Source organism: Streptomyces sp. TLI_55, from assembly GCF_900206255.1.
Taxonomy (GTDB): domain Bacteria; phylum Actinomycetota; class Actinomycetes; order Streptomycetales; family Streptomycetaceae; genus Streptomyces; species Streptomyces aquilus.
On the sequence record NZ_OAOJ01000001.1, the window covers coordinates 2,789,991 to 2,811,050 of the forward strand.

Here is a 21,060-nt window from a genome sequence, read left to right on the forward strand (position 1 = left end):
CATGACCCACATCACGAACTAACCTCCCTAGTAGTACATATCGGACGCCATGCCCATGCCATAACGGCCTCTGACCTGCGCATTGAGAGCCAGCTCACACGAACCCCTTCCGCCCCAGATACGACCACCACTAGCAAAAGGGGTCATTGCGGACGCGCTCCGAGCCTGTTTCTCTGGACAACGTCGCACGGCGCCGACAAGCCCACGGGCCTCGGCGCCGACGCATGTACCGGATGCCCCGCGCAACCGGCACCGCCCGCGACAGACCACGTCCCCGAAGAAAAGGTTCTCCGTGTCCGTCTCCCGCATCGTTCGCCGCATCGCTTCCCCGAAGAAGGCCATCACCACCGTCGCGATGGCCGCCGCCACCGCCGGTTTCGTGCTGACCGCGGCGCCCGCTCAGGCGGCCACCACCGACTCGGCCGCCCAGGCCAAGTCCATCGCCCACAAGATGATCCCGAACTCCGCCCAGTACTCCGCGTTCAGCCACATCGTCGAGCACGAGAGCGGCTGGGACGTCAACGCCACCAACGCCTCCTCCGGCGCCTACGGCCTGGTCCAGGCCCTGCCGGGCTCCAAGATGGCCTCCGCCGGCTCGGACTGGAAGACCAGCGCCAAGACCCAGATCAAGTGGGGCCTCGACTACATGAACTCCCGCTACGGCAGCCCGTCCGGCGCCTGGGCGTTCTGGCAGGCCAACGGCTGGTACTGAGCCGTCTGACGACAGACGACCGACGCACGCGCAGGCGGCGGCTCCCGTTCCACGGGGCCGCCGCCTTTTGCCGCACTACGATCCCGGCGCCGTACGTGGTCCACTGACCCGGTGAGCACGGAGAACACGCACAGCACGGAACCGAACACGGACCGCGGCCTGCGCCTGGTGCCGGTGCTGCTCGCGCTGACCACGGTCAGCGGGCTCATCGACGCCGTCAGCTATCTCGGCCTCGGCCATGTCTTCACCGCGAACATGACCGGCAACGTGGTGGTCCTCGGCTTCGCGGCGGCGGGCGCGCCCGGCTTCTCCGTCCCCCACACCCTGACCTCGCTGCTCGCCTTCATGGCCGGCGCGGCGGTCGGCGGCCGTATCGCCCAGCGCCTCGGCCAGGGCCCGCGCCGCATCTGGGTCCGCCGTACTCTCGCCGCCGAGGCCCTGCTCCTGGCCGCGTCCACCGTGGTCGCCTTCGCCGCCCCCGACGACACCGCCACCGTCTACACGCTCATCGCCGTCACGGCCTTCGCGATGGGCCTGCGCAACGCCACGGTCCGCAAACTGGGCGTCGCCGACCTCACGACCACCGTCCTCACGATGACCCTGACCGGCCTCGCCGCCGACGGCCCGGGAACGCACCGGGTCCGCCGTACCGCCGCGGTCGTCGCGATGATCGCGGGCGCGGCGCTGGGGGCGTGGCTGGTGGACGACCACGGGTTGGGCATCCCGCTGCTGGTGTCGACCGTGCTGGCGGGCGTGCTCGCGGTGACGGCGTCGGGCCGGGAGTGAGCGGGTAGGGAGTGAGCGGGTAGGGAGTGAGCGCAGCTCATCGGCGGCACTCGAACCAGACCGTCTTCCCTCCCCCGGCCGCACCGACCACACCCCACTTGTCCACGACGGCGTCCAGCAGCACGAGCCCCCGGCCGCCCTCCGCGTCCGGCGCCAACTCACGTCTCATGACCGGCCGTTGAGCACACCCGTCCGTCACCTCGACCCGAACTCCCGCCCGCCTCAGCACGACCACCTCGCACCGCCGGTCCGGAACATGCCGTACGACGTTGGTGACCAGCTCCGTCACGCCCAGTTCGACGGCGTCGACCAGCTGGGGCATCTCCCACTCGGTGAGCAGCGAGCGGACGATACGGCGGATGTGGCGGACGGAGTGCTCTCCGACCGTGACACGCATGCGGTAGTGCGTGGTGGGGGGAAAGTATGTGTTCACGGGACGAGCCTGAACTGCCGCGACTACGCTGGGCTACAGGTCGGATACAACCCGTTCTGGAGTGGGGGCTGTTCGTGACGCACATCAACGTCCTTGACCCGGGGGCCTCGCCGCTCGACTACTACGGCTTCGAGTTGCGGCGGCTACGGGAATCGGCCGGACTCAGCCAGAAACAGCTCGGCGACATCCTCAACTACACCGGCTCGCTGGTCGGCCAGATCGAGACGGCGAGGAAGGTACCGACACCGGAGTTCAGCGAGCGGGCGGACGCGGCGCTGGGGTCGGACGGGTTGTTGTCACGGCTCGTGGAGCTGGTGCTGCGGAGTCAACTCCCGGCGTGGTTCAGGCAGGTGGCCGAGCTCCAGACGCGGGCCACGGAGATCTGCTCCTTCGAGACCCACATGATCCACGGCCTCTTGCAGACCGAGGAGTACGCCCGCGCCGTACTCGGCGCGCTGGACGAGACCAACCTCGACGACCGCACCGCGGTCCGCCTCGCCCGTCAGCGCATCTTCGAGAAGGAGAAGCCCCCCGTCTTCTGGGCGGTGCTGGGCGAATCCGCGCTCTACCAGGAGATCGGCGGCCCGGACACGATGCGCGGCCAACTGGCCCATCTGTTGACCTTCGAGACCAACCCGATGATCAACATCCAGATCCTGCCGTTCGCGGCCGGAGCGCACGCAGGGCTGACAGGCTCGTTCGACGTCTACCGTTTCGCGAGCGACCCGACCATCGTCTACACGGAGGGCTACGGCAGCGCGCATCCGACCGCGAACCCGGACACGGTCAATAACTGCGCACTCCGTTACGATCATCTACAGGCTGCCGCGCTCCCGCTGAGGGAATCGGCGGCGATGATCCGGCGCGTAATGGAGGAACGCTATGGAGAGCAGCAAGTGGCGTAAGTCCAGCTACAGCAGCGACCAGGGCGGCAACTGTGTAGAGGTCTCCGACGCCCCCGCCCTCATCGCCATCCGCGACTCCAAGAACCCGGCGGGCCCGATCCTCACGATCGACCCCGCCGCGTTCCGCCACTTCGTCTCCTGGAGCGGTACTACGACGCCCCGGGTCTGAATCCCAGCACCTTCGCCGCCTGGTGCGCTCTCCACTCCTTGCGGAAGAAATACGCGCGCAGCACCGCGATCGCCAGGAACAGCAGCCCGAAGCCGCCCCTGCCCAAACCTCCTACCTGCACGAACCAGTAGAAGCACGCACCGGCCATGGTCAAGCAGATGCCGATGACGATCGGTTCGCGGAGGTAGAAGGGCAGGACGCGGAGGATGAGATTGAGGAACATCGGGCAAGTTGACCAGTCTGCGTCAACTTCTGTCGAGCCCAATTCCGCTGCCTAAATCCGCTGAATGATCGTGCCCGTGGCCAGTCCACCGCCCGCGCACATCGTGATCAGCGCGAACTCCTTGTCCACGCGCTCCAGTTCATGCAGCGCGGTGGTGATCAGCCGGGCCCCCGTGGCGCCGACCGGGTGCCCGAGGGCGATCGCGCCGCCGTTGACGTTCACCTTCTCCAGGTCCTGCTCGAAGACCTGCGCCCAGCTCAGCACCACCGACGCGAACGCCTCGTTGATCTCGACGATGTCGATGTCCTTCAGGGACATCCCGGCCTTGCCGAGCACGGCCTTGGTCGCGTCGATCGGCCCGTCGAGGTGGAAGTGCGGGTCGGCGCCGACCAGGGCCTGGGCGACGATCCGGGCCCTCGGCCGCAGCTTCAGCGCCCGCGCCATCCGCTTCGACGCCCACATGATCGCCGAGGCGCCGTCGCTGATCTGGGACGAGTTGCCCGCCGTGTGGATGGCGGTGGGCATGACCGGCTTCAGGCGGGCCAGCGCCTCCATGGACGTGTCGCGCAGGCCCTCGTCGCGGTCGACGAGCCGCCACATGCCCTGTCCGGCGTGCTGCTCGTCCTCGGTCGTCGGGACCTGCACGGCGAACGTCTCCCGTTTGAAGCGCTCCTCGCTCCAGGCGACAGCGGCCCGCTCCTGCGAGATCAGGCCGAGCGCGTCGACGTTCTCGCGGGTCAGCCCGCGATGCCGGGCGATCCGCTCCGCGGCCTCGAACTGATTGGGCAGGTCCACGTTCCACTCGTCCGGGAACGGCTTCCCCGGACCGTGCTTCGACCCCGAGCCCAGCGGCACCCGCGACATCGCCTCGACACCGCAGGAGATCCCGACGTCGATGACGCCCGCCGCGATGAGGTTGGCCGTCATGTGCGAGGCCTGCTGCGAGGAGCCGCACTGGCAGTCGACCGTCGTCGCCGCCGTCTCGTACGGCAGGCCCATCGTCAGCCAGGCCGTGCGCGCGGGGTTCATGGACTGCTCGCCGGCGTGGGTCACCGTGCCGCCGACGATCTGCTCGACGCAGTCGGCGGGGATGCCGGTGCGGCCGAGGAGTTCACGGTAGGTCTCGCCCAGGAGGTAGGCGGGGTGGAGGTTGGCGAGCGCGCCGCCGCGCCTGCCGATGGGGGTGCGTACGGCTTCGACGATCACGGGTTCCGCGGCCATGAAAGGAGTTCCTCTCCTTCTCAGAGCCTGTGTCATATCCCCGGCCGGGCGCCCGACGCCTGGCACGCACGCTCGCCGCGTTGCCGAACCGCCCACGTGACTCCGCCACGCGGGCGCTCCGGCGCCTTGCGATCGCACGCACCAGACGCCGCGCGCTGATCCGGCCGGGAATATGACACAGGCTCTAACCCGCGCGGCGCGGGGGCGTCCCGGCCCGGCCCGCCACGCGGAACTAGTACGTGTTCTAGTTCCACGTGCAGTCTGCTGACAGGGGGTCCATCGCCGCAAGAGTCGTGCACGCCTCTTGCTACTTCTAGAACCCGTTACTACGTTCACCGCACGACCTGATGGGCCGTCAGAAGACCGTCAGAAGACCGCCGAGCAAGGCTGGAACACGGCTGGAGCTGCCCCATGACCTGTCCAGAGCTCCCCGACGGGTTCGACCTCACCGACCCCGATCTGCTGCAACAGCGCGTTCCGCTGCCGGAGTTCGCCGCGCTGCGCCGAGCGGAACCGGTCCGCTGGATTCCCCAGTCGGGCAACGTCGCCGGTTTCCAGGACGAGGGCTACTGGGCGGTGACCCGGCACGCGGACGTCAAGTACGTGTCCACCCACCCCGAGCTCTTCTCCTCCACCCTCAACACGGCGATCATCCGCTTCAACGAGCACATCGAGCGCGACGCGATCGACGCCCAGCGGCTGATCCTGCTCAACATGGACCCGCCGGAGCACACCCGGGTCCGCAGCATCGTGCAGCGCGTGTTCACCCCGCGCGCCATCCGCGCCCTGGAGGACAACCTCCGCGCCCGCGCCACCGCCATCGCGGCGAACGCCCGTGAACACCCCGGCTCCTTCGACTTCGTCACCGAGGTCGCCTGCGAACTGCCCCTCCAGGCCATCGCCGAGCTCATCGGCATCCCGCAGGACGACCGGGCGAAGATCTTCGACTGGTCCAACAAGATGATCTCGTACGACGATCCCGAGTACGCGATCACCGAGGAGGTCGGCGCCGAGTCGGCCACCGAACTCATCGCCTACGCCATGAACATGGCCGCCGACCGCAAGCAGTGCCCGGCGAAGGACATCGTCACCACCCTCGTCGCCGCCGAGGACGAAGGGAACCTGGCCTCCGACGAGTTCGGGTTCTTCGTGCTGATGCTGGCCGTCGCAGGCAACGAGACCACCCGCAACGCCATCACCCACGGCATGCACGCCTTCCTCACCCACCCCGATCAGTGGGAGCGGTACAAGGCCGAGCGTCCGGCGACCGCGGCCGAGGAGATCGTCCGCTGGGCCACCCCGGTCAACGCCTTCCAGCGCACCGCCACTCAGGACACCGAACTGGGCGGCAAGTTGATCAGGAAGGGCGACCGGGTCGGCATCTTCTACGCCGCCGCCAACCACGACCCCGAGGTCTTCACCGACCCCGACACCTTCGACATCACCCGCGACCCCAACCCCCACCTCGGTTTCGGAGGCGGCGGCCCGCACTACTGCCTGGGCAAGTCCCTGGCCGTGCTGGAGATCGACCTGATCTTCAACGCGATCGCCGACGCGATGCCCAACCTGGTCCTGACCGGAGACCCCCGCCGCCTCCGCTCGGCATGGATCAACGGCGTGAAGGAACTCCAGGTCGGCATGGCCTGACTCCCCCCGTTCCCGGGCCGGCGGCTTCCCGGCGCCGCCGGCCCGTCCGGACCCCGAGGGAGGCAGGAGCATCCCCGTCCTCACGCCCCGTTCCTGCCTCCCCCGAGGCGGACGGCGTCCGCCTCGGGGGCCGTGGGCGCGGCCACCCGCTGTGTGCTGATGTGCCGGGCGACATGCTCGGCGTCCCGGCCCACGCCCTGAATCATCGACGAGGCCATCGCGTACTGGAACAGCCGCCCCACGAAGTACAGCCCGGGTTGCAAGGGGACCACCCCGCGCCGCTGCGCCGGTTCACCGTCCCCGTCGTCGAAGACCGGCAGGTCGATCCAGGAGACGTCCGGCCGGAAGCCCGTGCACCACACCACGTTCGCCACCTCCGCCCGCCGCCCGTCCGCGAGCTCCGGCAGCCCGTCACGGACCCCGACGACCCGGTCCACCCGCTCGACGCCCGCCGCCTTCAGATCGGCGGCCTTCACCCGGATCAGCGGGGCGCTGTGCGCGAGCACCTTCGGCCGCAACTTGCGGCCCATCGGGGTGCGGACGGTCAGGACGTTCCGGAAGAGGAAGAACAGCACCGGCGTCAGCACCCGCGAGGCCCGCCGCTCGATCCGCCACGGGATCTGCCCGGGATGCGGCCCGGACAGCAGGACGCGGTGGCTCGCGGCCAGCTCGACGGCGATGTCCGCGCCCGAGTTGCCCGCCCCGACGATCAGGACGGGCCCCTCCTGCAACTGCCCCGGGTTGCGATAGTCGACGGCGTGCAACTGCCTGACATCCGACCTGAGTTGATCGGCGTACGACGGCAGCTTCGGCAACCGGTCGTACCCGGCGGCGACGACCACGTTCTCGGCCACGTACCGCACCCCGCCGTCCTTCTCGACGACGTACCGCGTGCCGTCGTACGACAGCCGCCGCACGCGGACGCCGGTCCGCACCGGAAGTTCCGCCCATGCCGCGTAGGCCTGGAGATAGTCGGCGAATTCGTCCCGCGTGGGGAACGCCCATGCGGGCCCCGGGTAGGGCAGTCCCGGCAGACCGTCGAACTTCGCCGGGCTGAAAAGGCGCAGCGAGTCCCAGCGCTCGCGCCAGCTGTCGCCGATGCGCTCCCCCGCCTCCAGGATCACGAAGGGCCGTCCGGAGCGTGCCAGGTGGTACCCCGTGGCGAGCCCGGCCTGACCGCCGCCGACGACCACGGTCTCGATGTGCTCAGTGAGTTCGGTGAGTTCGGTGAGTTCGGTGTTCATGCCAGCTCCTCGGTCGTGGTGCGCTCGGCCTCGTAGATCTCCAGGGCCTGCCGCAACAGCCGCTCGGCCTCGGCGAGTTCACCGCGCAGCCGCAGCAGGGTGCCCAGCTCGGCGGCGCTGTCGGCGTACCTCAGCCGGGCCGTTCGCAGCTGTTCGCGGAGGGTGAGCGCGTCGTCGGACACGCTTAGATGCTGCGCGCGGGCCATGGGCGGGCGCATCGACAGCAATGCCCATTCCATCGGGCCGGGCCATGGGTATTCCTACACACCCGGGGAGCGGACCAGCCCGTGCTCGAAGGCGTACGCGGCGACGGCGGTACGGGAGCCGAGGTCGAGCTTGGCGAAGATGTTGCTGATGTGCCGAGCGACGGTCTTCTCGCTGAGGACGAGTTCGGCGGCGATGGCGTGGTTGGTACGGCCCTGGGCGATGAGCCGTACGACGTCGAGTTCGCGGGGCGAGAGCACCGACCGCTGCTGCCCGCTCATGAGCCCCTCGACCCGTCGCAGGTCCGGCAGTGCCCCGAGCCGTGCGAAGGCCTGCCCCGCCGCGTCCAGCTCCAGCGCGGCGCAGTCCTCGTCGCCGAGCGCCCGGCAGGCCAGCGCGACGAGCACCCCGACGCGGGCGGCCTCGTAGGGCACGTCCAGCTCCCGCCACCCCAGCCCGGCCTCCCGCAACACCGCGAGCGCCTCCCCGGCGGCTCCCTGCGCGAGCAGCACGGCTCCCCGGGCCTGGCAGGCCGCCAGCCGCAACGCGGCGATGCTCAGGGCATCGGCGAGAGCGACAAGTTCCTCGGCGGCGCGGAGAGCCTCCTCAGGAACCTCCCCCTCCGCCAGCAGGATCTCCACCGCCGCCGGCAGCAGCCGCGCCCGCCGCATCGGGTCCGTCGTCTCCGTCAGGGCCCGGCGGATCGCCGCCGCGGCCGGGGCGGGGCGGGCCTGGGCCAGGCGGAGGAGGGCGAGGCCGGGCTGGGTGTCCCAGCCGTGGCGCAAGGTGTCGCGGTAGGCCTGTTCGGCCTCGGTGTGCTCGCCGCGCAGGCGGTGGAGTTCGGCCAGTTGGTAGTAGGCGCTGCCCGCGGCGCTCTCGCCGTAGCCCGCGGTGAGCTGGGCGCAGGCAAGACGCGCCTCGCGGTCCGCCTCCGGCCAGGCCCCGCCGAGCTGGAGCAGCGCGGCCCGGTGCACCCGGCACAGCCCCCGGTAGGCGCCGCTGAAGTCGGGCTGGGCCGCGCACCACCGGGCGAGCGCCTTGGCCCACTCCTGGGCGCGGCGCAGTTCCTGGAGTTCCTGGCAGGTGCCGATGACGACGCAGTACGTCATGCCGATGCACCGCGCCGAGGGTGTGCCGTCGGCGACGACGACCATCGCCTCGTCGAGCTGGGCGAGCCCGGCCGCGACCTCGCCGTTGCTCACCAGGGCGAGGCCGAGCGTCATCGCCGTACCGGCCAGGAGGTCGGGGTCGGCGTCGGGCGGGACGGTGGTGGCGAGGTGCCGGGCGAGCGTGAGCATCTCGGCGGGTTCGCCCGCGCGGAAGCGCAGTTCGGCTTCCAGCATCGTCAGATAGCCGCGGCCCGGGCAGTCGGGCGCGGTGGCCGCGAGCCGCTGGGCGCGGGCCAGCCAGGCGCCGGACTGGGCGAGTTCGCCGCCCCAGGCGAGGCCCTTGCACAGCCAGAACGCGCACCGCAGCGCGGCCCCGACGTCACCGTTGCCCGCGTGGGCCGTGAAGGCACGGCGCAGCAGGGCGACCGCGTCGTCGCACCGCCCGAGCATGTCGGCGGCCTCGGCGAGCGCCTCGACGTCGGCGGCGTCGAGCGGCTGTACCGCATCGGCCTTGCCCAGCAACGTGTACGCCTCCGCCCAGGCCCGCCGCCGGCAGGCCTGGCGTCCCCGGTCGAGCTCCGCCTCCGCGTCCATGGCGCCTCCGCCCCCCATTGCACCCCCACGAAGGCGTGCCTGTCACCCGCTCCCGGGAGCACGCGCCGGCGTCGGCTTCTCGCTCACCGCCGCTTCCTTCACCATCCGCGCCCGCGGCCCCTGGAAGAGGTACGACAACCCGAAGCCGGCGCTCACCACCACCGCCCCACCGACCGCGTCCAGCACCCAGTGGTTACCGGTGGCGACGATCGCCGTCACCGTGAAGAACGGATGCAGCAGCCCCAGCGGCTTCAACCACCACTTCGGCGCGACGATCGCGATGACCACCCCGCACCACAGCGACCAGCCGAAGTGCAGCGAGGGCATCGCCGCGTACTGGTTGGTCAGGGCGGTCAGGGTGCCGTAGTCCGGCTTGGAGAAGTCCTGGACGCCGTGGACCGTGTCGATGACGCCCAGGCCCGGCATCAGGCGGGGCGGGGCGAGCGGGTAGAGCCAGAAGCCGACCAGGGCGAGGAGGGTGGCGAAGCCCAGCGACGCGCGGGCCCAGCGGTAGTCGACGGGGCGCCGCCAGTAGAGGACGCCGAGGACGGTGAGCGGGACGACGAAGTGGAAGGACGTGTAGTAGAAGTCGAAGAAGTTCCGCAGCCAGTCGACCTTGACGACCGCGTGGTTCGCCCAGTGCTCGATGTCGATGTGCAGCCACCGCTCGATGTCCAGGATCTGCTGCCCGTGCTCCTCGGCCCGCGCCCGGCCCTCGGAGTTGGTGCCGCCCGTCGCCGCGAGCCGTACCTTCTGGTAGGCGGCGTAGGTGACACGAATAAGCAGCAACTCCAACAGCAGGTTGGGCCTGCTGAGCACGCGCTTCAGGAACGGCAGCAGCGGCACCCGCCGGAAGCGGGCCGGGACCGGCTCGGCGTACTCCGTCGGGATCGGCGTCTGGTAGTACGGCGAGGTCCGGGACAGGAACGGCACGACCGTCGCCGCGGCCAGCGCCGCCAGCAGGACGACGTTGTCGCGCAGCGGATAGAGCGAGGCCATGTTCGGCAGGATCATCTTCGCGGGCAGCGTCATCACCAGCACCACCGCGACCGGCCACACATACCGGTCCGAGGCCTTCTTGCCGACCCGTCCGACGACCGCGAGCAGCACCCACAGCAGCTGGTGCTGCCAGGCCATCGGCGCCACCAGGATCGCCGCGCAGCCGGTGACCGCCACCGCGAGCAGCAGCTGCCCGTCACGGGCGTAGCGCACGGCCCGCCGCAGGGCGAGCGCCGCCACGGCCGCGCCGAGCGCGAGGAACAGCCCGACCTCGACCGGCCCCTCGAACCCGGCCCGCAGCAGCGCCCCGTGCAGCGACTGGTTGGCGAGGTCGTCCGCGGCGCCGCCGAGACCGGCTCCGGCCATGTGGTGGACCCAGTAGGTGTACGAGTCGTGCGGCAGCGCCGCCCACGCCAGTGCCGTGCTCGCCGCGAACGTGGCCCCGGTGGTGAGCGCGGCCCGGCGCCGCCCGGTGAACCACAGCAGCCCGGCGAACAGCAGCACCGTCGGCTGAAGCGCCGCGGCCAGGCCGATCAGCAGGCCGCTCGTGCGCTGCCCGCGCACGACGAAGCAGCCGACCAGCACCAGCAGCACCGGCATGATGCTGGTCTGCCCGAGATACAGCGTGTTGCGGACCGGCAGCGACAGCATCAGCAGGCTGATCGCGACCGGCGCGGCGAAGAAGGACGTACGTCTGTTCACCGGCTGAGGCAGCGCCCGGGCGACGACAAGTCCGAGCGCGACGACCAGAAGCAGCGTCCCGAAGGTCCAGCCCCAGCCGAGCGCCTGTTCGGCCGCCTTGGTGAGCGGCTTCAGGACGAGCCCGCCGAAGGGCGTGCCGGTGAACGCCGTCGAGTCGTACAGCGACCCCTTCACATGGAGGACCCCGTCGGGCCCGACCCACGTCTCCAGATCCGTCAGCCGCTCCCCGCTGGGGGTGCTGAGGACGACGGCCAGCTGCCGGACGGCGAGTATCGCGGCGACCACCCACAGCAGGAATCTGGCCACGCGCATTCTGGCTCTGGCCGTGTCGACGGCCGTCGCTCCGAACGCTTCCGCCGGTCCTCCGCTGGGGTTCGTGTTCACCACGTGCCCGGGCCTCCCGCCCCGTTCGCCCCTCACGTCCGATACGCGAAGGTTGTCGTGCGCAGCCTATGAGGCCCGCACCGTCCCCCGGAGAAGAGACGCAGACGGTTCCGCTTTACCTGACGCCCGTCCTGCGTTTGTCCGAATGACGATAGTCCGCCCCGTCTCGCACTGCCTCGCTGAGCGGGCTGTGGATCACGTACGTAGCCCTCTGGCGCGGACCCGTATGCTCCGCGTGACCGCTTGAAGGGCCCGGCGACCACGCAGCGGAGGGTTTGGGGGGAATGGCCGATTTCCTGAGAGGCCGGGCGCGCCGTCGCATGCTCGTGGTCGTCCTGGCCTTATGGGCGACCCAACTGGGTTCCCTGGTCGCACCCGCGTACGCCTGCGGCTGCGGCGCCATGGTCCCGGACACCGCCCGGCGGGTCGCCGTGGCGCGCGAGGTGTCGGTGGTGCGCTGGGACGGCCGCCGGGAACGGATCGTGATGCGGCTGACGGTCGCCGGGGACAGCGACCGGGCGGCCTGGATCATGCCGGTCCCGCACCGCGCGGACGTGACGCTCGGCGACCCGGCGCTCTTCGACGAGCTGGACAAGACGACCGCGCCCGTGCACCGCACCCGCACCCACTTCTGGCCGCAGGACGGCGACTGGCCGCTGGTCTCCGGCGGCGGCCGGGACACGGGCGCGCCCCCGCCCGGCGTGGACAGGGCGCCCGGCGTGGCCGTGGTGGGCCGCCAGAAGCTGGGCCCCTTCGATGTGGCCCGCCTGACCGCCACCGACCCGGCCGCCCTCGGCGACTGGCTGGCCGACCACGGCTTCAGCCTCCCGCCCCGCCTCAGCGCCGCCCTCCAGCCGTACGTGGCGCGCCGCTGGGAGTACGTGGCGATCCGGCTGGCCCCGGACACCACCGGCACCCCTCTCCGGGGCATCCTGGACCCGCTGAGCCTGTCCTTCGCGGCCGACGAGCCGGTCTACCCGATGCGGCTGTCCCGCCTCGCCCGCACCCCCCAGTCGCTGGGCCTGTACGTCCTGGCCGCGCACCGCATGCAACCGGCCTCCGCGATCGGCGGCTCCCGCCCCCGCGTCACCTTCGCCGGCCGGATCACACCCCCGCGCAACAGCCCCCTGGCCGAGCTGGCCGCGGGCACCCCGTTCCTGACGGCCATCGGCCAGGAGTTCCCGACCCCGTCCCTGATCGACGGCGACCACACCCTGCGCCGCACCGCCACGGACACCCCGTTCCAGCAGGTCATCTACGAGGACCGGCTCCGCACGGTGGCCGGCATCCCGGCCTGGCTGCTGACGGTCGCGGTCACCCTGGCCGCGCTCACGGCGGCGGTGGCCCTGTTCGCCGTACGCCGCACCACCGCGGAACCGATGGACCCGCAGGCCGGTTAGCGCTACCGACCACCTACTTCTCCGAACTTCTCCGAACTTCAACGAACTTCTACGAACTTCAACGAATGAGGAATCATGAGCGAGTCGCAGCTCTGGGACGCCGTGGACACCTACTTCGCCACCCATCTCGCACCCGACGACGAAGCCCTGGAAGCCGCCCTGCGGGACAGCGAGGCGGCCGGGCTCCCGCCGATCGCCGTCACCGCCACGCAGGGCAAGCTGCTCCAGCTCCTGGCCCAGATCCAGGGCGCCCGGCGCATCCTGGAGGTCGGCACCCTCGGCGGCTACAGCACCATCCTGCTGGCCCGCGCCCTGCCCGCCGACGGCCGGCTGATCTCCCTGGAGTACAGCAAGCTCCACGCCGATGTGGCCGCCCGCAACATCGCGCGAGCCGGCCTGGAGGACCGCGTCGAGATCCGCGTCGGCGCCGCCCTCGACTCCCTCCCCCGCCTGGCCGACGAGCACCCTGACCCCTTCGACCTGGTCTTCATCGACGCGGACAAGGAGAACAACCCGCACTACGTGGAGTGGGCGCTGAAGCTGACGCGCGCGGGCAGCCTGATCATCGTGGACAACGTCGTACGGGGCGGCCGCGTCGCCGACCCGGACGACACCGGCCGCGACGTCGTCGGCACCCGCACGGCCATCGAACTCCTGGGCTCCCACCCGCGCTTGACGGCGACGGCGATCCAGACGGTGGGGGCGAAGGGCTACGACGGCTTCGCGCTGGCGCGGGTGCGGTCGTAGCCCTCGGCGGCCTCAGACCTCGTGATAGAAGCCGACGTTGACGCTGCGCGGGGCGGTGCGGTCCACGACGACGATCTCACCGCTGCCGCCCCGGGGCAGCGTGACGCTCCCGCCGTAGGCGAGCGGCTGGGCGTACTCCCCGACGGTCAGCCGCACCTCGCTGGACGGCTCGGCCTGCGAGCCGCGCAGCCAGGTCACCTGCCAGGTGCCCTCCGGCCCGCACAGGAACTCCAGGTGGACCCGGGAGACGAACAGCCAGTCGTCGGGCGTGGCGAGCCGGCACACGGACTTGTCGCGGCCCACCCGCAGCAGCGCGCCGGGCTCGCTCGGTGCGTCGGCCATGAGCATGCCGGCCGTGGCACCCTCCTCCGCCGCGGAGACGGCGGCCATGGTGAGTTCGAGCACGTGCGCTCCCTTTGCAGTTCCTGATCCGTTCCTGAGCAAGTGTCCTTGCACAGCGGCCGCATGATAAATCGCCCGGCCCCATCGCGTCCGGCACAATGGACGCATGACCGAGCGAAAGCCACCCGGTGTCCCGTTCGAGTCCTGGGTCGACAAACAGATCCGAGACGCGCAGGGCCGCGGCGACTTCGACCGACTCCCGGGCGCGGGCGAGCCGTTGCCCCCGGAACTGAGCACGCCCTACGACGAACTGTGGTGGATCAAGCGCAAAATGGCCCGCGAGGGCCTCTCGTCGCTCCCCCCGGCCCTGGCCCTGCGCAAAGAGGCCGAGGACACCCTGGCCGCCGCCTACGCGGCCCCCTCCGAACGCGCGGTCCGCAAACTGATCACCGACGTCAACGTCAAGATCCGCGACATGATGTTCAGGCCACCGCCCGGCCCCCCGCTGGGCAAGAAGCCGTACGACGTCGAAGAGGTCGTACGCCAGTGGCGGGAGCGCCGGGCGGCGAAGAATCCGGACTCAGAGCTTCAGTAGCCGCTCCGCCAGCTCGCGGTAGTCACGCAGGGCGAGCCGCAGCTGCTCGGTGTCACCGGAACCGTTGTGCTTGCCGTCCCCGTGCTCGGCGCCCTGCCAGGACTGGCGCAGGGTGCGCCGCCGCTGGGCCATGGCGTCCGTGAACCGGGAGGTGACCTCCTCCAGCACATGGTCGGCCTCCTCGACGGCGGCCCGGGGCCCGTCGACGAACCCGGTCATGGCGTGCTGGAGCTGCCCGGCGAGCTTGTCGGCCTGCTCATCGGCCAACAGCCGCCCGCCATGCGCGTCACGCCCCGCGGCCTCATGGCTGGCCACCAGCGGAGCCGTCTCGCGCTCCTTGGCGAGACCACGCCCCTCCCCTTCATGCCCCGCCACGAGGGGCGAACCCTCATGCCCCGCCACGAGGGGCGAACCGTCCCCTTGGCCCTTCTGCGGACCGCTCACGGCATCCGTCATGCCTCTCAACTCCCCTTCGCCTGACGCCGGGTGAACGCCCACGGCATATGGCCGTGGCCGTCATGGCGCGCGGACCGGTCGCCGGACGACGATTCGGCGAGCTCACGCCTGCGCCCACCGGCGCCGACGAGCTCCTCGAACAGGGCCCGGGCCTCGACCATGGCCTCACGCATCTCCTCAGTGCCGCCCTGTGCGTCCGTGTGCGCCACACGGTGGACGCGCCGATAGCCGTGCACCTGGTGCGCGTGATGCACGGACAGGGCGGCGAGCTGCTCCTCGTACTGCCCGTCGGGGAACCCGCGAGCCCCGGCCACTTCAGCCAGCAGCCGGTCCGCCTCGCTCACCGCCTCGCGGGGCGACTCGACGAACCGCTCCTGGGCGGCCGCCCACCGGGCCTCGTACTGCTGCCGCTGGGCGGGCTCCAGGTCCCGCTCCCGCAGCGACCCGTGCTTGTCCACCCGCTCGGCCAGTTCGCGCTCGGCGGCCTGGGAGTCCCCGTCGTGCCGGGCGACGGTCCGGTCGTACTCGGGCCCGAAGCGCCGCTTCAGGTCCCGCCCGCCGGTCCCGCGCCGGGCCAGGACGACCGCCACCACGACGACGGCCGCCACGATCACGATCAGAGCGATGATCACGCCAGTAGTCATGCGCTACGAGTAGCCCCGACCACTCCCCTCAAACGGCCCCGCCCCCGATATCCGCTTGCGGCCCGCCCCGATCCCCGCCCGAGAATGACGCCCATGACCTGGACCGTCACACCGGAACCCCACGACTCCCCCGCCGCAACGGCCCTCTGGCGCGCGTACTACACAGAGGTCAGCGACCGCTACTACCTCCTCCACGAGAACCGCCGCACGGCCCCGGAGGAACTGGAGCGCGAGATCACCCGAGCCGACTGGTCCGCCCTGACCCCACCGAAGGGCCGCCTCCTCCTGGCCCGCCACGAAGGCGAGCCCGCGGGCACGGCAGGCGTACAGCTCCTGGACCCGGAAACGGCGGAACTGAAAAGGGTGTTCGTCCAGCCGCAGCTACGCGGCAAGGGCGGCGCCGCCCTCCTGGTCCGGTCCGCCGAGGACACGGCCCGAGCCCTGGGCGCCACCCGCCTGATCCTGGACACCCGCCACGACCTGACAGAGGCCAGAGCCCTCTACACACGCCTGGGCTACGAGGAAACGCCCCCGCACAACAACGACAAGTACGCGGAGCACTGGTTCTCGAAGAACCTGTAGCCCCACGGCGAGGCACCCGCGTACGGCGGTGAGGGGACGTGTCGGGGGTGTCCGCCCGCAACGGTTGGCGCGTCAACACGGCCGCCCTATCTGAATGACGAACCGTCAGCGCGACCGCGACCCCCACCGGCGTTCTGCGGCTGCTCCCGATCGGACCCGCACAGCTCAGCGTTCAACTCCTCCACCAGCTGCACCAGATCGGTAGGCCGATCGGCCCCCCACCAGTCCCCGAGCAGCTCCGCCAACGACGCCTCCCGAGCCTCCGCAAGCCGCTCCGCGACCGCCACCCCCTCCGCGGTCAGCACCAGGTCCACCCCGGACCGCACCGCCAACCGCCGCTCCTCCACCTGCCGAGCCGCCGCGATGACGACAGGCAGCGGCACGGAACTCCGCTCGACGAGCGACGCCGGCTCCACCGACCCGTACTTGTTGATCCGCAGCAGCAGCCAACTGGCCCCGGGCAACAGGTCGTACCCCGCCCGATCCGTGATCGTCCGGTAGATCTCCCGCCGCCCCTCACGCGTCCCGAGCACCGACAGCGCCCGGCACACCTCGTCGTACGACGACCGCTCCACCGGATTGCTGGCCAGCGTCTCCGTCACATCGGGCGCGGTCACCGAAGCCCGCAGCCGGTCCTCCTTGAGGAACCACGCGAGCACGAACCCCAACAGGGCGACAGGCGCGGCGTACAGGAACACGTCGGTGATCGACGAGGCGTACGCGTGCAGCGCGGCGGGCCGCAAAGCAGCCGGCAGGTTCGCGATGTCGCGCGGATCGGCCTCCAGCCCGTCCACGGTCACCCCACCCGGCAACACGCCCCCGGCCCCGGCCCGGGCGAACGCGTCGGCCAGCTTGTCCCCGAGCCGGTTGGTGAACACCGTCCCGAAGACGGCGACCCCGAACGACGCCCCGATCGACCGGAAGAACGTCGCCCCGGACGTCGCGACGCCGAGATCCTCGTACGACACGGCGTTCTGCACGATGAGCACCAGCACCTGCATGACGAGCCCGAGCCCCAGCCCGAACACGAAGAAGCAACTGCTCATCACCCAGGTGGAACTGAACTCGTCGAGCCGGTGCAGCAACAGCAGCCCGATCGTCGTGACAGCCGTGCCCGCGATCGGGAACACCTTCCACCGCCCGGTACGGCTCACGATCTGCCCGGACGCGGTCGACGCCAGCAGCAGCCCGAACACCATCGGCAGCATGTGCACCCCGGACATGGTCGGCGAGACGCCCTGCACGACCTGGAGGAACGTCGGCAGATAGGTCATCGCGCCGAACATGGCGAACCCGACGACGAAGCTGATGACGGCGGACAACGTGAAGGTCCGGATCCGGAACAGCTTCAACGGCAGCACGGGCTCCGCGGCCCGCCGCTCCACGGCCACGAAGGCGACGCCCAGCCCGACCCCGAGCACGGCCAGCCCCACGATCTGCGACGACCCCCACCCCCACGTGGTGCCGCCGAGGGACGCGACCAGCACCAGACAGGTCGCGACGGACGCGATGAGCAACGTCCCCAGATAGTCGATGACATGCCGGGTCGCCTTGCGCGGAATCTTCAGCACGGTCGCGATGACGGCGAGCGCCACGACCCCGACCGGCAGATTGACGTAGAAGACCCAACGCCAGCTCAGATGCTCGGTGAACACCCCGCCCAGCAGCGGCCCGAGCACACTCGTCGCCCCGAACACCGCGCCGAACAGTCCTTGGTAGCGCCCCCGTTCACGCGGCGGCACCAGGTCACCGACGATCGCCATGGACAGCACCATGAGCCCACCGCCGCCGAGCCCCTGCAACGCCCGGAACGCGATGAGTTGGGGCATGTTCTGCGCCGCCCCGCACAGCGCGGACCCGATCAGAAAGATCACGATCGCGGTCTGGAACAGCCTCTTCCGCCCGTACTGGTCGCCGAGTTTGCCCCACAGCGGGGTCGCGGCCGTGGAGGCGAGCAGATACGCCGTGACGACCCACGACAGATGCTCCAGCCCGCCCAGATCGCTGACGATGGTCGGCAGCGCGGTCGACACGATCGTCTGGTCCAGCGCGGCGAGCAGCATCCCGAGCAGCAGCGCCCCGATCGACACGAGGACGTTCCCGGGCACGTGTTCGTCCCGCTCGCCCCGCACCTCTCCCGTCCTGGCGTGCGCATCCGCGGCCATGAAGACCTCCCGTGAGACTCGTTACGACTCCATCGTGGTCGGTGTGACCAGTTTTGGCCTGTCAAGTCCTGTTGGAAGCCACCGTTCCGGGGGCTGGCGGGACGCGAGTGTGAAGAAGGTCTGCATAATCTCTGGAGTTCGCGAGGGGAGGGACGAACACATGGCGGAGACGAGCGGCCACCTGTGCCCGGAGTGCGGGGCACCCAGAGGGGTCGACAACACCCCGTCCTGCGGGTGCACCCAACGGGCGTCCGACGCCCTGCGCGACGCGCGCGAGGCGGAACAGGCGGCGGCGGAAGACTTTGATCCGCTGCGTATACGTCCATACGTGGCCCTGGAATCGGAGAACCGCGCCCCCTCGGAGAGCCGGGAACCCGAGGCACCCGCACCCGCACCCGCACCCGCACCCGCACCCGCACCCGCACCCGCACCCGCACCCGACGCAACGATGCAGTTGCGCCCGATCTCCGAGCCACCCGAGCCGAGCACCACGGACCTGAGCCTCTTCGAGAACACTCCGCACCACGACAGCACCCCCGACGCACCCCGCCCGCGCAGCCGCCGCACCCTGGTCCTGGCCGCGGTCGGCGGCGCCCTGGTGACCGTGGTCGCGGCGGCGGGCCTGGCGAGCGGCCTGTTCTCGTACGACAGCCCGGAGCGCGACACCGCGCTCCCGAAGGAGGTCCGGGCGAGCGTCCCGGACGCGTCGACCGGCTCGGCACCGGCGTCCCCGGAGAAGAGTGCGGCACCGGCCCGGCCGACCTCGGCGTCCCCGAGCCCGAGCGCGAGCCCGTCGGCGTCCGCGGCCCCGTCGCCGTCCCGGACCAGCGCGTCGCCGACCCCGTCGGCGTCCGGCACCGCAACACCGACCCCGACGGCCGCGGCCCCCGCGAACACGGAGAACACCATCGGCAGCTCCGAGGAGACCGCCCCACCGGTGCTGGCCCGCGGCTCCCAGGGCGAGGAGGTCGTGGAACTGGAACTGCGCCTGACCCAGCTCAACCTCTACACGAGGAAGCCGCGCGGCCACTACGACCAGGCCGTCGAGGACGCGGTCACCCGCTACCAGTGGGCGCGGGGCATCCAGGTGCAGCAGTACGGCGTCTACGACCTGGCGACACGGGCGAGGCTGGAGTCGGAGACGACGGAGCCGTGACGCCCGCAAACCGATGAAGCCGAGGTCACCTCACCCGACGTAAAGCCGGATCTCCCCGTCCCCCCGGGCCTCCACCCGCACCTGCGTCAGATCCCGCACCACCACATCGGGCTCATGGAAGTCGGCCCGCGGCCCGACCCCCACCACCTGCATCCCCGCGGCGCGCCCGGCCGTGATGCCCGCCCCGGAGTCCTCGAAGACGATGCAGTCCGCGGGGTCCACCCCGAGTTCCGCGGCGCCCTTCAGGAACCCCTCGGGGTCGGGCTTGCTGGCGCCGACGCTCTCGGCGGTGATCCGCACCTCCGGCAGTGCGAGGCCCGCCGCGGCCATGCGCGCGGTGGACAGGGCGACGTCGGCGGAGGTCACGAGCGCGTGCGGCACCCCGGCGAGCGAGGCGAGGAAGGCCTGCGCGCCGGGGACGGCGACCACGCCGTCCATGTCGGCGGTCTCCTCGGCGAGCATGCGGGCGTTGTCCGCGTGGTTCTGCGCCATGGGCCGGTCGGGCAGCAGCAGCGCCATGGAGGCGTACCCCTGCCGCCCGTGGACGACCTTCATGACCTCGCCGCCGTCCAGTCCGTGCCGCTCGGCCCAGCGCCGCCAGCAGCGCTCGACGACGGCGTCGGAGTTCACGAGGGTGCCGTCCATGTCCAGCAGGAGGGCGCGGGCGGTCAGCGCGGTGGGTACGGCGGTGGCCGTCATCGGCAGCTCCAGGGCGCGGGGAACGCCGGGGGTCGCCCGGCGGGACAAGGCGGCCCCGCCCGCCGGTCAGGGAAAACGGGCGGGAGCCACTTTGTTTCTCCACGGTACAAAACGCGACCATGATCCCGCCACCGCATCCCGGAACAGTTCACCGACCGTTCAGCTCACGCGCTCACGGCCTCCCACAGGCTCCACACGCCGAGGGCCAGCATCAGCATGGCCGCGATCTTGGTGATGAGCGCCAGCGGAACCCGCTTCATCAGGGCCTTTCCGCCGACGATGCCGAGCCCGGCCACGGCCCAGAGCGCGAGCACGGCACCCAGGCCGACCGACAGCGGGTCGTCGTACCGGGCCGCGAGGTTCGCCGTCATGATCTGCGTCAGGTCACCGAACTCGGCGACCAGGATGAGCATGAAGCCGGCCCCGGCGACCTTCCAGAAGGACTGGTTCTCGGGCCGCCGGATCTCCTCGTCGCCGTCCTCCTTGTTCCGCAGCAGCACGGCCGCGCCGCCGAGGAAGAGCACACCGGTGATCGCGTGCACGATCTGCTGCGGCAGCAGCGTCAGCACGCTGCCCGCCGCGACGGCGAGCGCGACATGGAGCGCGAAGGCGGCGGCGACGCCCGCGAAGACGTAGGACGCGCGGTACCGGGTGCCGAGGACCAGCCCGGCGAGGGCGGTCTTGTCCGGGAGCTCGGCCAGGAAGACGACGCCGAAGACCACGGCCGTCACGGTGAAGCTGATCAAGGTTCCTCAATCGGTCGGGGCTGCCCCACCGAGAGTGTTACCGCGAAAACGACACCTCGGCATGGCAGCACACGGTCAGTGCACTGCTGTGCCGAAGGTCTCGCTGGCGAGGTCCGCGAGGGACCTGCCTCCGGGCGCCGGCTCAGACGAGCTGAGCAGTATGTCGACGGTCCGGCGAAGAGCTACTCCCCTTCAA

23 protein-coding genes are annotated in these 21,060 nt (G+C 71.0%); 10 read left to right on the forward strand and 13 right to left on the reverse strand.

Annotated elements, in window-relative coordinates; genetic code table 11:
* Positions 1–292 precede the first annotated feature (292 nt).
* Together CRP56_RS12950 and CRP56_RS12955 are read left to right on the forward strand one after the other, a co-directional pair.
* Complete coding sequence (locus CRP56_RS12950) at positions 293–712, forward strand: transglycosylase SLT domain-containing protein (protein WP_097263459.1); 420 nt, start codon at positions 293–295, stop codon at positions 710–712.
* A gap of 111 nt (positions 713–823) precedes the next feature.
* The gene (locus CRP56_RS12955; RefSeq protein ID WP_097263462.1) at positions 824–1,498 is read left to right on the forward strand and encodes a YoaK family protein; all 675 of its coding nucleotides are present in this window, start codon (positions 824–826) and stop codon (positions 1,496–1,498) included.
* Between the two features lie 37 nt (positions 1,499–1,535).
* Here the strand turns inward: CRP56_RS12955 and CRP56_RS12960 are convergent, their stop codons facing one another.
* The gene (locus CRP56_RS12960) at positions 1,536–1,895 is read right to left on the reverse strand and encodes an ATP-binding protein (protein ID WP_097263465.1); all 360 of its coding nucleotides are present in this window, start codon (positions 1,893–1,895) and stop codon (positions 1,536–1,538) included.
* Positions 1,896–2,005: 110 nt separating this feature from the next.
* Here CRP56_RS12960 and CRP56_RS12965 point away from each other — a divergent pair, with 110 nt between their 5' ends.
* Together CRP56_RS12965 and CRP56_RS12970 are read left to right on the forward strand one after the other, a co-directional pair.
* The gene (locus CRP56_RS12965) at positions 2,006–2,836 is read left to right on the forward strand and encodes a helix-turn-helix domain-containing protein (protein ID WP_097263468.1); all 831 of its coding nucleotides are present in this window, start codon (positions 2,006–2,008) and stop codon (positions 2,834–2,836) included.
* Positions 2,814–3,005, forward strand: coding sequence for a DUF397 domain-containing protein (locus tag CRP56_RS12970; RefSeq protein ID WP_097263471.1), 192 nt, complete (start codon positions 2,814–2,816; stop codon positions 3,003–3,005). Before CRP56_RS12965 ends, CRP56_RS12970 begins: the two co-directional genes overlap by 23 nt.
* Here the strand turns inward: CRP56_RS12970 and CRP56_RS12975 are convergent.
* Positions 2,986–3,228, reverse strand: coding sequence for a hypothetical protein (locus CRP56_RS12975; RefSeq protein WP_097263474.1), 243 nt, complete (start codon positions 3,226–3,228; stop codon positions 2,986–2,988). The two genes, CRP56_RS12970 and CRP56_RS12975, sit on opposite strands and share 20 nt — an antisense overlap.
* A 51-nt stretch (positions 3,229–3,279) precedes the next feature.
* The gene (locus CRP56_RS12980; protein ID WP_097263477.1) at positions 3,280–4,449 is read right to left on the reverse strand and encodes a steroid 3-ketoacyl-CoA thiolase; all 1,170 of its coding nucleotides are present in this window, start codon (positions 4,447–4,449) and stop codon (positions 3,280–3,282) included.
* 411 nt (positions 4,450–4,860) lie between these two features.
* Between CRP56_RS12980 and CRP56_RS12985 the strand changes: the two genes are divergently transcribed.
* Complete coding sequence (locus CRP56_RS12985; RefSeq protein WP_097263480.1) at positions 4,861–6,096, forward strand: cytochrome P450; 1,236 nt, start codon at positions 4,861–4,863, stop codon at positions 6,094–6,096.
* A gap of 80 nt (positions 6,097–6,176) precedes the next feature.
* Here CRP56_RS12985 and CRP56_RS12990 read toward each other — a convergent pair whose 3' ends face one another.
* The 4 genes from CRP56_RS12990 to CRP56_RS13005 form a co-directional block, all read right to left on the reverse strand.
* Positions 6,177–7,340 carry a flavin-containing monooxygenase gene (locus tag CRP56_RS12990; RefSeq protein WP_097263483.1) on the reverse strand — a complete coding sequence of 388 codons (1,164 nt, stop codon included), beginning with the start codon at positions 7,338–7,340 and terminating at the stop codon, positions 6,177–6,179.
* On the reverse strand, positions 7,337–7,522 hold the full coding sequence (locus CRP56_RS12995; RefSeq protein ID WP_143664901.1) for a tetratricopeptide repeat protein: 186 nt from the start codon (positions 7,520–7,522) through the stop codon (positions 7,337–7,339). The genes CRP56_RS12990 and CRP56_RS12995 overlap by 4 nt, the downstream gene beginning before the upstream one ends.
* 78 nt (positions 7,523–7,600) lie before the next feature.
* Positions 7,601–9,247 (reverse strand): helix-turn-helix transcriptional regulator, encoded by a 1,647-nt coding sequence (locus CRP56_RS13000; protein WP_097263488.1) that lies wholly within the window; start codon positions 9,245–9,247, stop codon positions 7,601–7,603.
* A 42-nt stretch (positions 9,248–9,289) separates the two neighbouring features.
* Positions 9,290–11,260 carry a bifunctional glycosyltransferase 87/phosphatase PAP2 family protein gene (locus CRP56_RS13005; RefSeq protein ID WP_097263491.1) on the reverse strand — a complete coding sequence of 657 codons (1,971 nt, stop codon included), beginning with the start codon at positions 11,258–11,260 and terminating at the stop codon, positions 9,290–9,292.
* Positions 11,261–11,616: 356 nt separating this feature from the next.
* On the opposite strand from CRP56_RS13005, the gene CRP56_RS13010 reads away from it, so the two are divergent.
* Positions 11,617–12,732 carry a DUF2330 domain-containing protein gene (locus tag CRP56_RS13010; RefSeq protein ID WP_097263494.1) on the forward strand — a complete coding sequence of 372 codons (1,116 nt, stop codon included), beginning with the start codon at positions 11,617–11,619 and terminating at the stop codon, positions 12,730–12,732.
* A 75-nt stretch (positions 12,733–12,807) separates the two neighbouring features.
* Positions 12,808–13,479 (forward strand): O-methyltransferase, encoded by a 672-nt coding sequence (locus CRP56_RS13015; RefSeq protein WP_097263497.1) that lies wholly within the window; start codon positions 12,808–12,810, stop codon positions 13,477–13,479.
* Between the two features lie 12 nt (positions 13,480–13,491).
* On the opposite strand, the gene CRP56_RS13020 is transcribed toward CRP56_RS13015, so the two are convergent.
* Positions 13,492–13,884 (reverse strand): hypothetical protein, encoded by a 393-nt coding sequence (locus tag CRP56_RS13020; RefSeq protein ID WP_097263501.1) that lies wholly within the window; start codon positions 13,882–13,884, stop codon positions 13,492–13,494.
* A gap of 103 nt (positions 13,885–13,987) precedes the next feature.
* Here CRP56_RS13020 and CRP56_RS13025 point away from each other — a divergent pair, with 103 nt between their 5' ends.
* On the forward strand, positions 13,988–14,416 hold the full coding sequence (locus CRP56_RS13025) for a J-domain-containing protein (protein ID WP_097263504.1): 429 nt from the start codon (positions 13,988–13,990) through the stop codon (positions 14,414–14,416).
* Here CRP56_RS13025 and CRP56_RS13030 read toward each other — a convergent pair.
* Together CRP56_RS13030 and CRP56_RS13035 are read right to left on the reverse strand one after the other, a co-directional pair.
* A complete protein-coding gene (locus CRP56_RS13030) occupies positions 14,402–14,872 on the reverse strand; it encodes a hypothetical protein (RefSeq protein ID WP_373559641.1) in 471 nt (156 codons plus the stop codon). The genes CRP56_RS13025 and CRP56_RS13030 overlap by 15 nt on opposite strands.
* Before the next feature lie 5 nt (positions 14,873–14,877).
* Entirely contained in the window at positions 14,878–15,516 is a 639-nt protein-coding gene (locus CRP56_RS13035) for a hypothetical protein (protein WP_097263509.1), read from the reverse strand.
* Positions 15,517–15,609: 93 nt separating this feature from the next.
* Between CRP56_RS13035 and CRP56_RS13040 the strand changes: the two genes are divergently transcribed.
* On the forward strand, positions 15,610–16,098 hold the full coding sequence (locus CRP56_RS13040) for a GNAT family N-acetyltransferase (protein WP_179851003.1): 489 nt from the start codon (positions 15,610–15,612) through the stop codon (positions 16,096–16,098).
* Positions 16,099–16,184: 86 nt separating this feature from the next.
* Here CRP56_RS13040 and CRP56_RS13045 read toward each other — a convergent pair whose 3' ends face one another.
* Positions 16,185–18,263 carry an MDR family MFS transporter gene (locus CRP56_RS13045; RefSeq protein ID WP_097263514.1) on the reverse strand — a complete coding sequence of 693 codons (2,079 nt, stop codon included), beginning with the start codon at positions 18,261–18,263 and terminating at the stop codon, positions 16,185–16,187.
* Positions 18,264–18,423: 160 nt separating this feature from the next.
* On the opposite strand from CRP56_RS13045, the gene CRP56_RS13050 reads away from it, so the two are divergent.
* A complete protein-coding gene (locus CRP56_RS13050; protein WP_097263517.1) occupies positions 18,424–19,419 on the forward strand; it encodes a peptidoglycan-binding domain-containing protein in 996 nt (331 codons plus the stop codon).
* A gap of 30 nt (positions 19,420–19,449) precedes the next feature.
* On the opposite strand, the gene CRP56_RS13055 is transcribed toward CRP56_RS13050, so the two are convergent.
* Both CRP56_RS13055 and CRP56_RS13060 read right to left on the reverse strand, forming a co-directional pair.
* Positions 19,450–20,118 carry an HAD family hydrolase gene (locus tag CRP56_RS13055; protein ID WP_097263520.1) on the reverse strand — a complete coding sequence of 223 codons (669 nt, stop codon included), beginning with the start codon at positions 20,116–20,118 and terminating at the stop codon, positions 19,450–19,452.
* Positions 20,119–20,282: 164 nt separating this feature from the next.
* Complete coding sequence (locus CRP56_RS13060; RefSeq protein WP_097263523.1) at positions 20,283–20,864, reverse strand: TMEM165/GDT1 family protein; 582 nt, start codon at positions 20,862–20,864, stop codon at positions 20,283–20,285.
* Between the last annotated feature and the right edge of the window lie 196 nt (positions 20,865–21,060).

Excerpts from the sequence above, each read along its gene's own strand:
- CRP56_RS12960 (WP_097263465.1), bottom strand. The coding sequence starts at position 1,895 with ATGCGTGTCACGGTCGGAGAGCACTCCGTCCGCCACATCCGCCGTATC.
- CRP56_RS12970 (WP_097263471.1), top strand. The coding sequence starts at position 2,814 with ATGGAGAGCAGCAAGTGGCGTAAGTCCAGCTACAGCAGCGACCAGGGC.
- CRP56_RS12975 (WP_097263474.1), bottom strand. The coding sequence starts at position 3,228 with ATGTTCCTCAATCTCATCCTCCGCGTCCTGCCCTTCTACCTCCGCGAA.
- CRP56_RS12980 (WP_097263477.1), bottom strand. The coding sequence starts at position 4,449 with ATGGCCGCGGAACCCGTGATCGTCGAAGCCGTACGCACCCCCATCGGC.
- CRP56_RS12985 (WP_097263480.1), top strand. The coding sequence starts at position 4,861 with ATGACCTGTCCAGAGCTCCCCGACGGGTTCGACCTCACCGACCCCGAT.
- CRP56_RS12990 (WP_097263483.1), bottom strand. The coding sequence starts at position 7,340 with ATGAACACCGAACTCACCGAACTCACCGAACTCACTGAGCACATCGAG.
- CRP56_RS13000 (WP_097263488.1), bottom strand. The coding sequence starts at position 9,247 with ATGGACGCGGAGGCGGAGCTCGACCGGGGACGCCAGGCCTGCCGGCGG.
- CRP56_RS13005 (WP_097263491.1), bottom strand. The coding sequence starts at position 11,260 with ATGCGCGTGGCCAGATTCCTGCTGTGGGTGGTCGCCGCGATACTCGCC.
- CRP56_RS13010 (WP_097263494.1), top strand. The coding sequence starts at position 11,617 with ATGGCCGATTTCCTGAGAGGCCGGGCGCGCCGTCGCATGCTCGTGGTC.
- CRP56_RS13015 (WP_097263497.1), top strand. The coding sequence starts at position 12,808 with ATGAGCGAGTCGCAGCTCTGGGACGCCGTGGACACCTACTTCGCCACC.
- CRP56_RS13025 (WP_097263504.1), top strand. The coding sequence starts at position 13,988 with ATGACCGAGCGAAAGCCACCCGGTGTCCCGTTCGAGTCCTGGGTCGAC.
- CRP56_RS13030 (WP_373559641.1), bottom strand. The coding sequence starts at position 14,872 with ATGACGGATGCCGTGAGCGGTCCGCAGAAGGGCCAAGGGGACGGTTCG.
- CRP56_RS13035 (WP_097263509.1), bottom strand. The coding sequence starts at position 15,516 with ATGACTACTGGCGTGATCATCGCTCTGATCGTGATCGTGGCGGCCGTC.
- CRP56_RS13040 (WP_179851003.1), top strand. The coding sequence starts at position 15,610 with ATGACCTGGACCGTCACACCGGAACCCCACGACTCCCCCGCCGCAACG.
- CRP56_RS13045 (WP_097263514.1), bottom strand. The coding sequence starts at position 18,263 with ATGGCCGCGGATGCGCACGCCAGGACGGGAGAGGTGCGGGGCGAGCGG.
- CRP56_RS13050 (WP_097263517.1), top strand. The coding sequence starts at position 18,424 with ATGGCGGAGACGAGCGGCCACCTGTGCCCGGAGTGCGGGGCACCCAGA.
- CRP56_RS13055 (WP_097263520.1), bottom strand. The coding sequence starts at position 20,118 with ATGACGGCCACCGCCGTACCCACCGCGCTGACCGCCCGCGCCCTCCTG.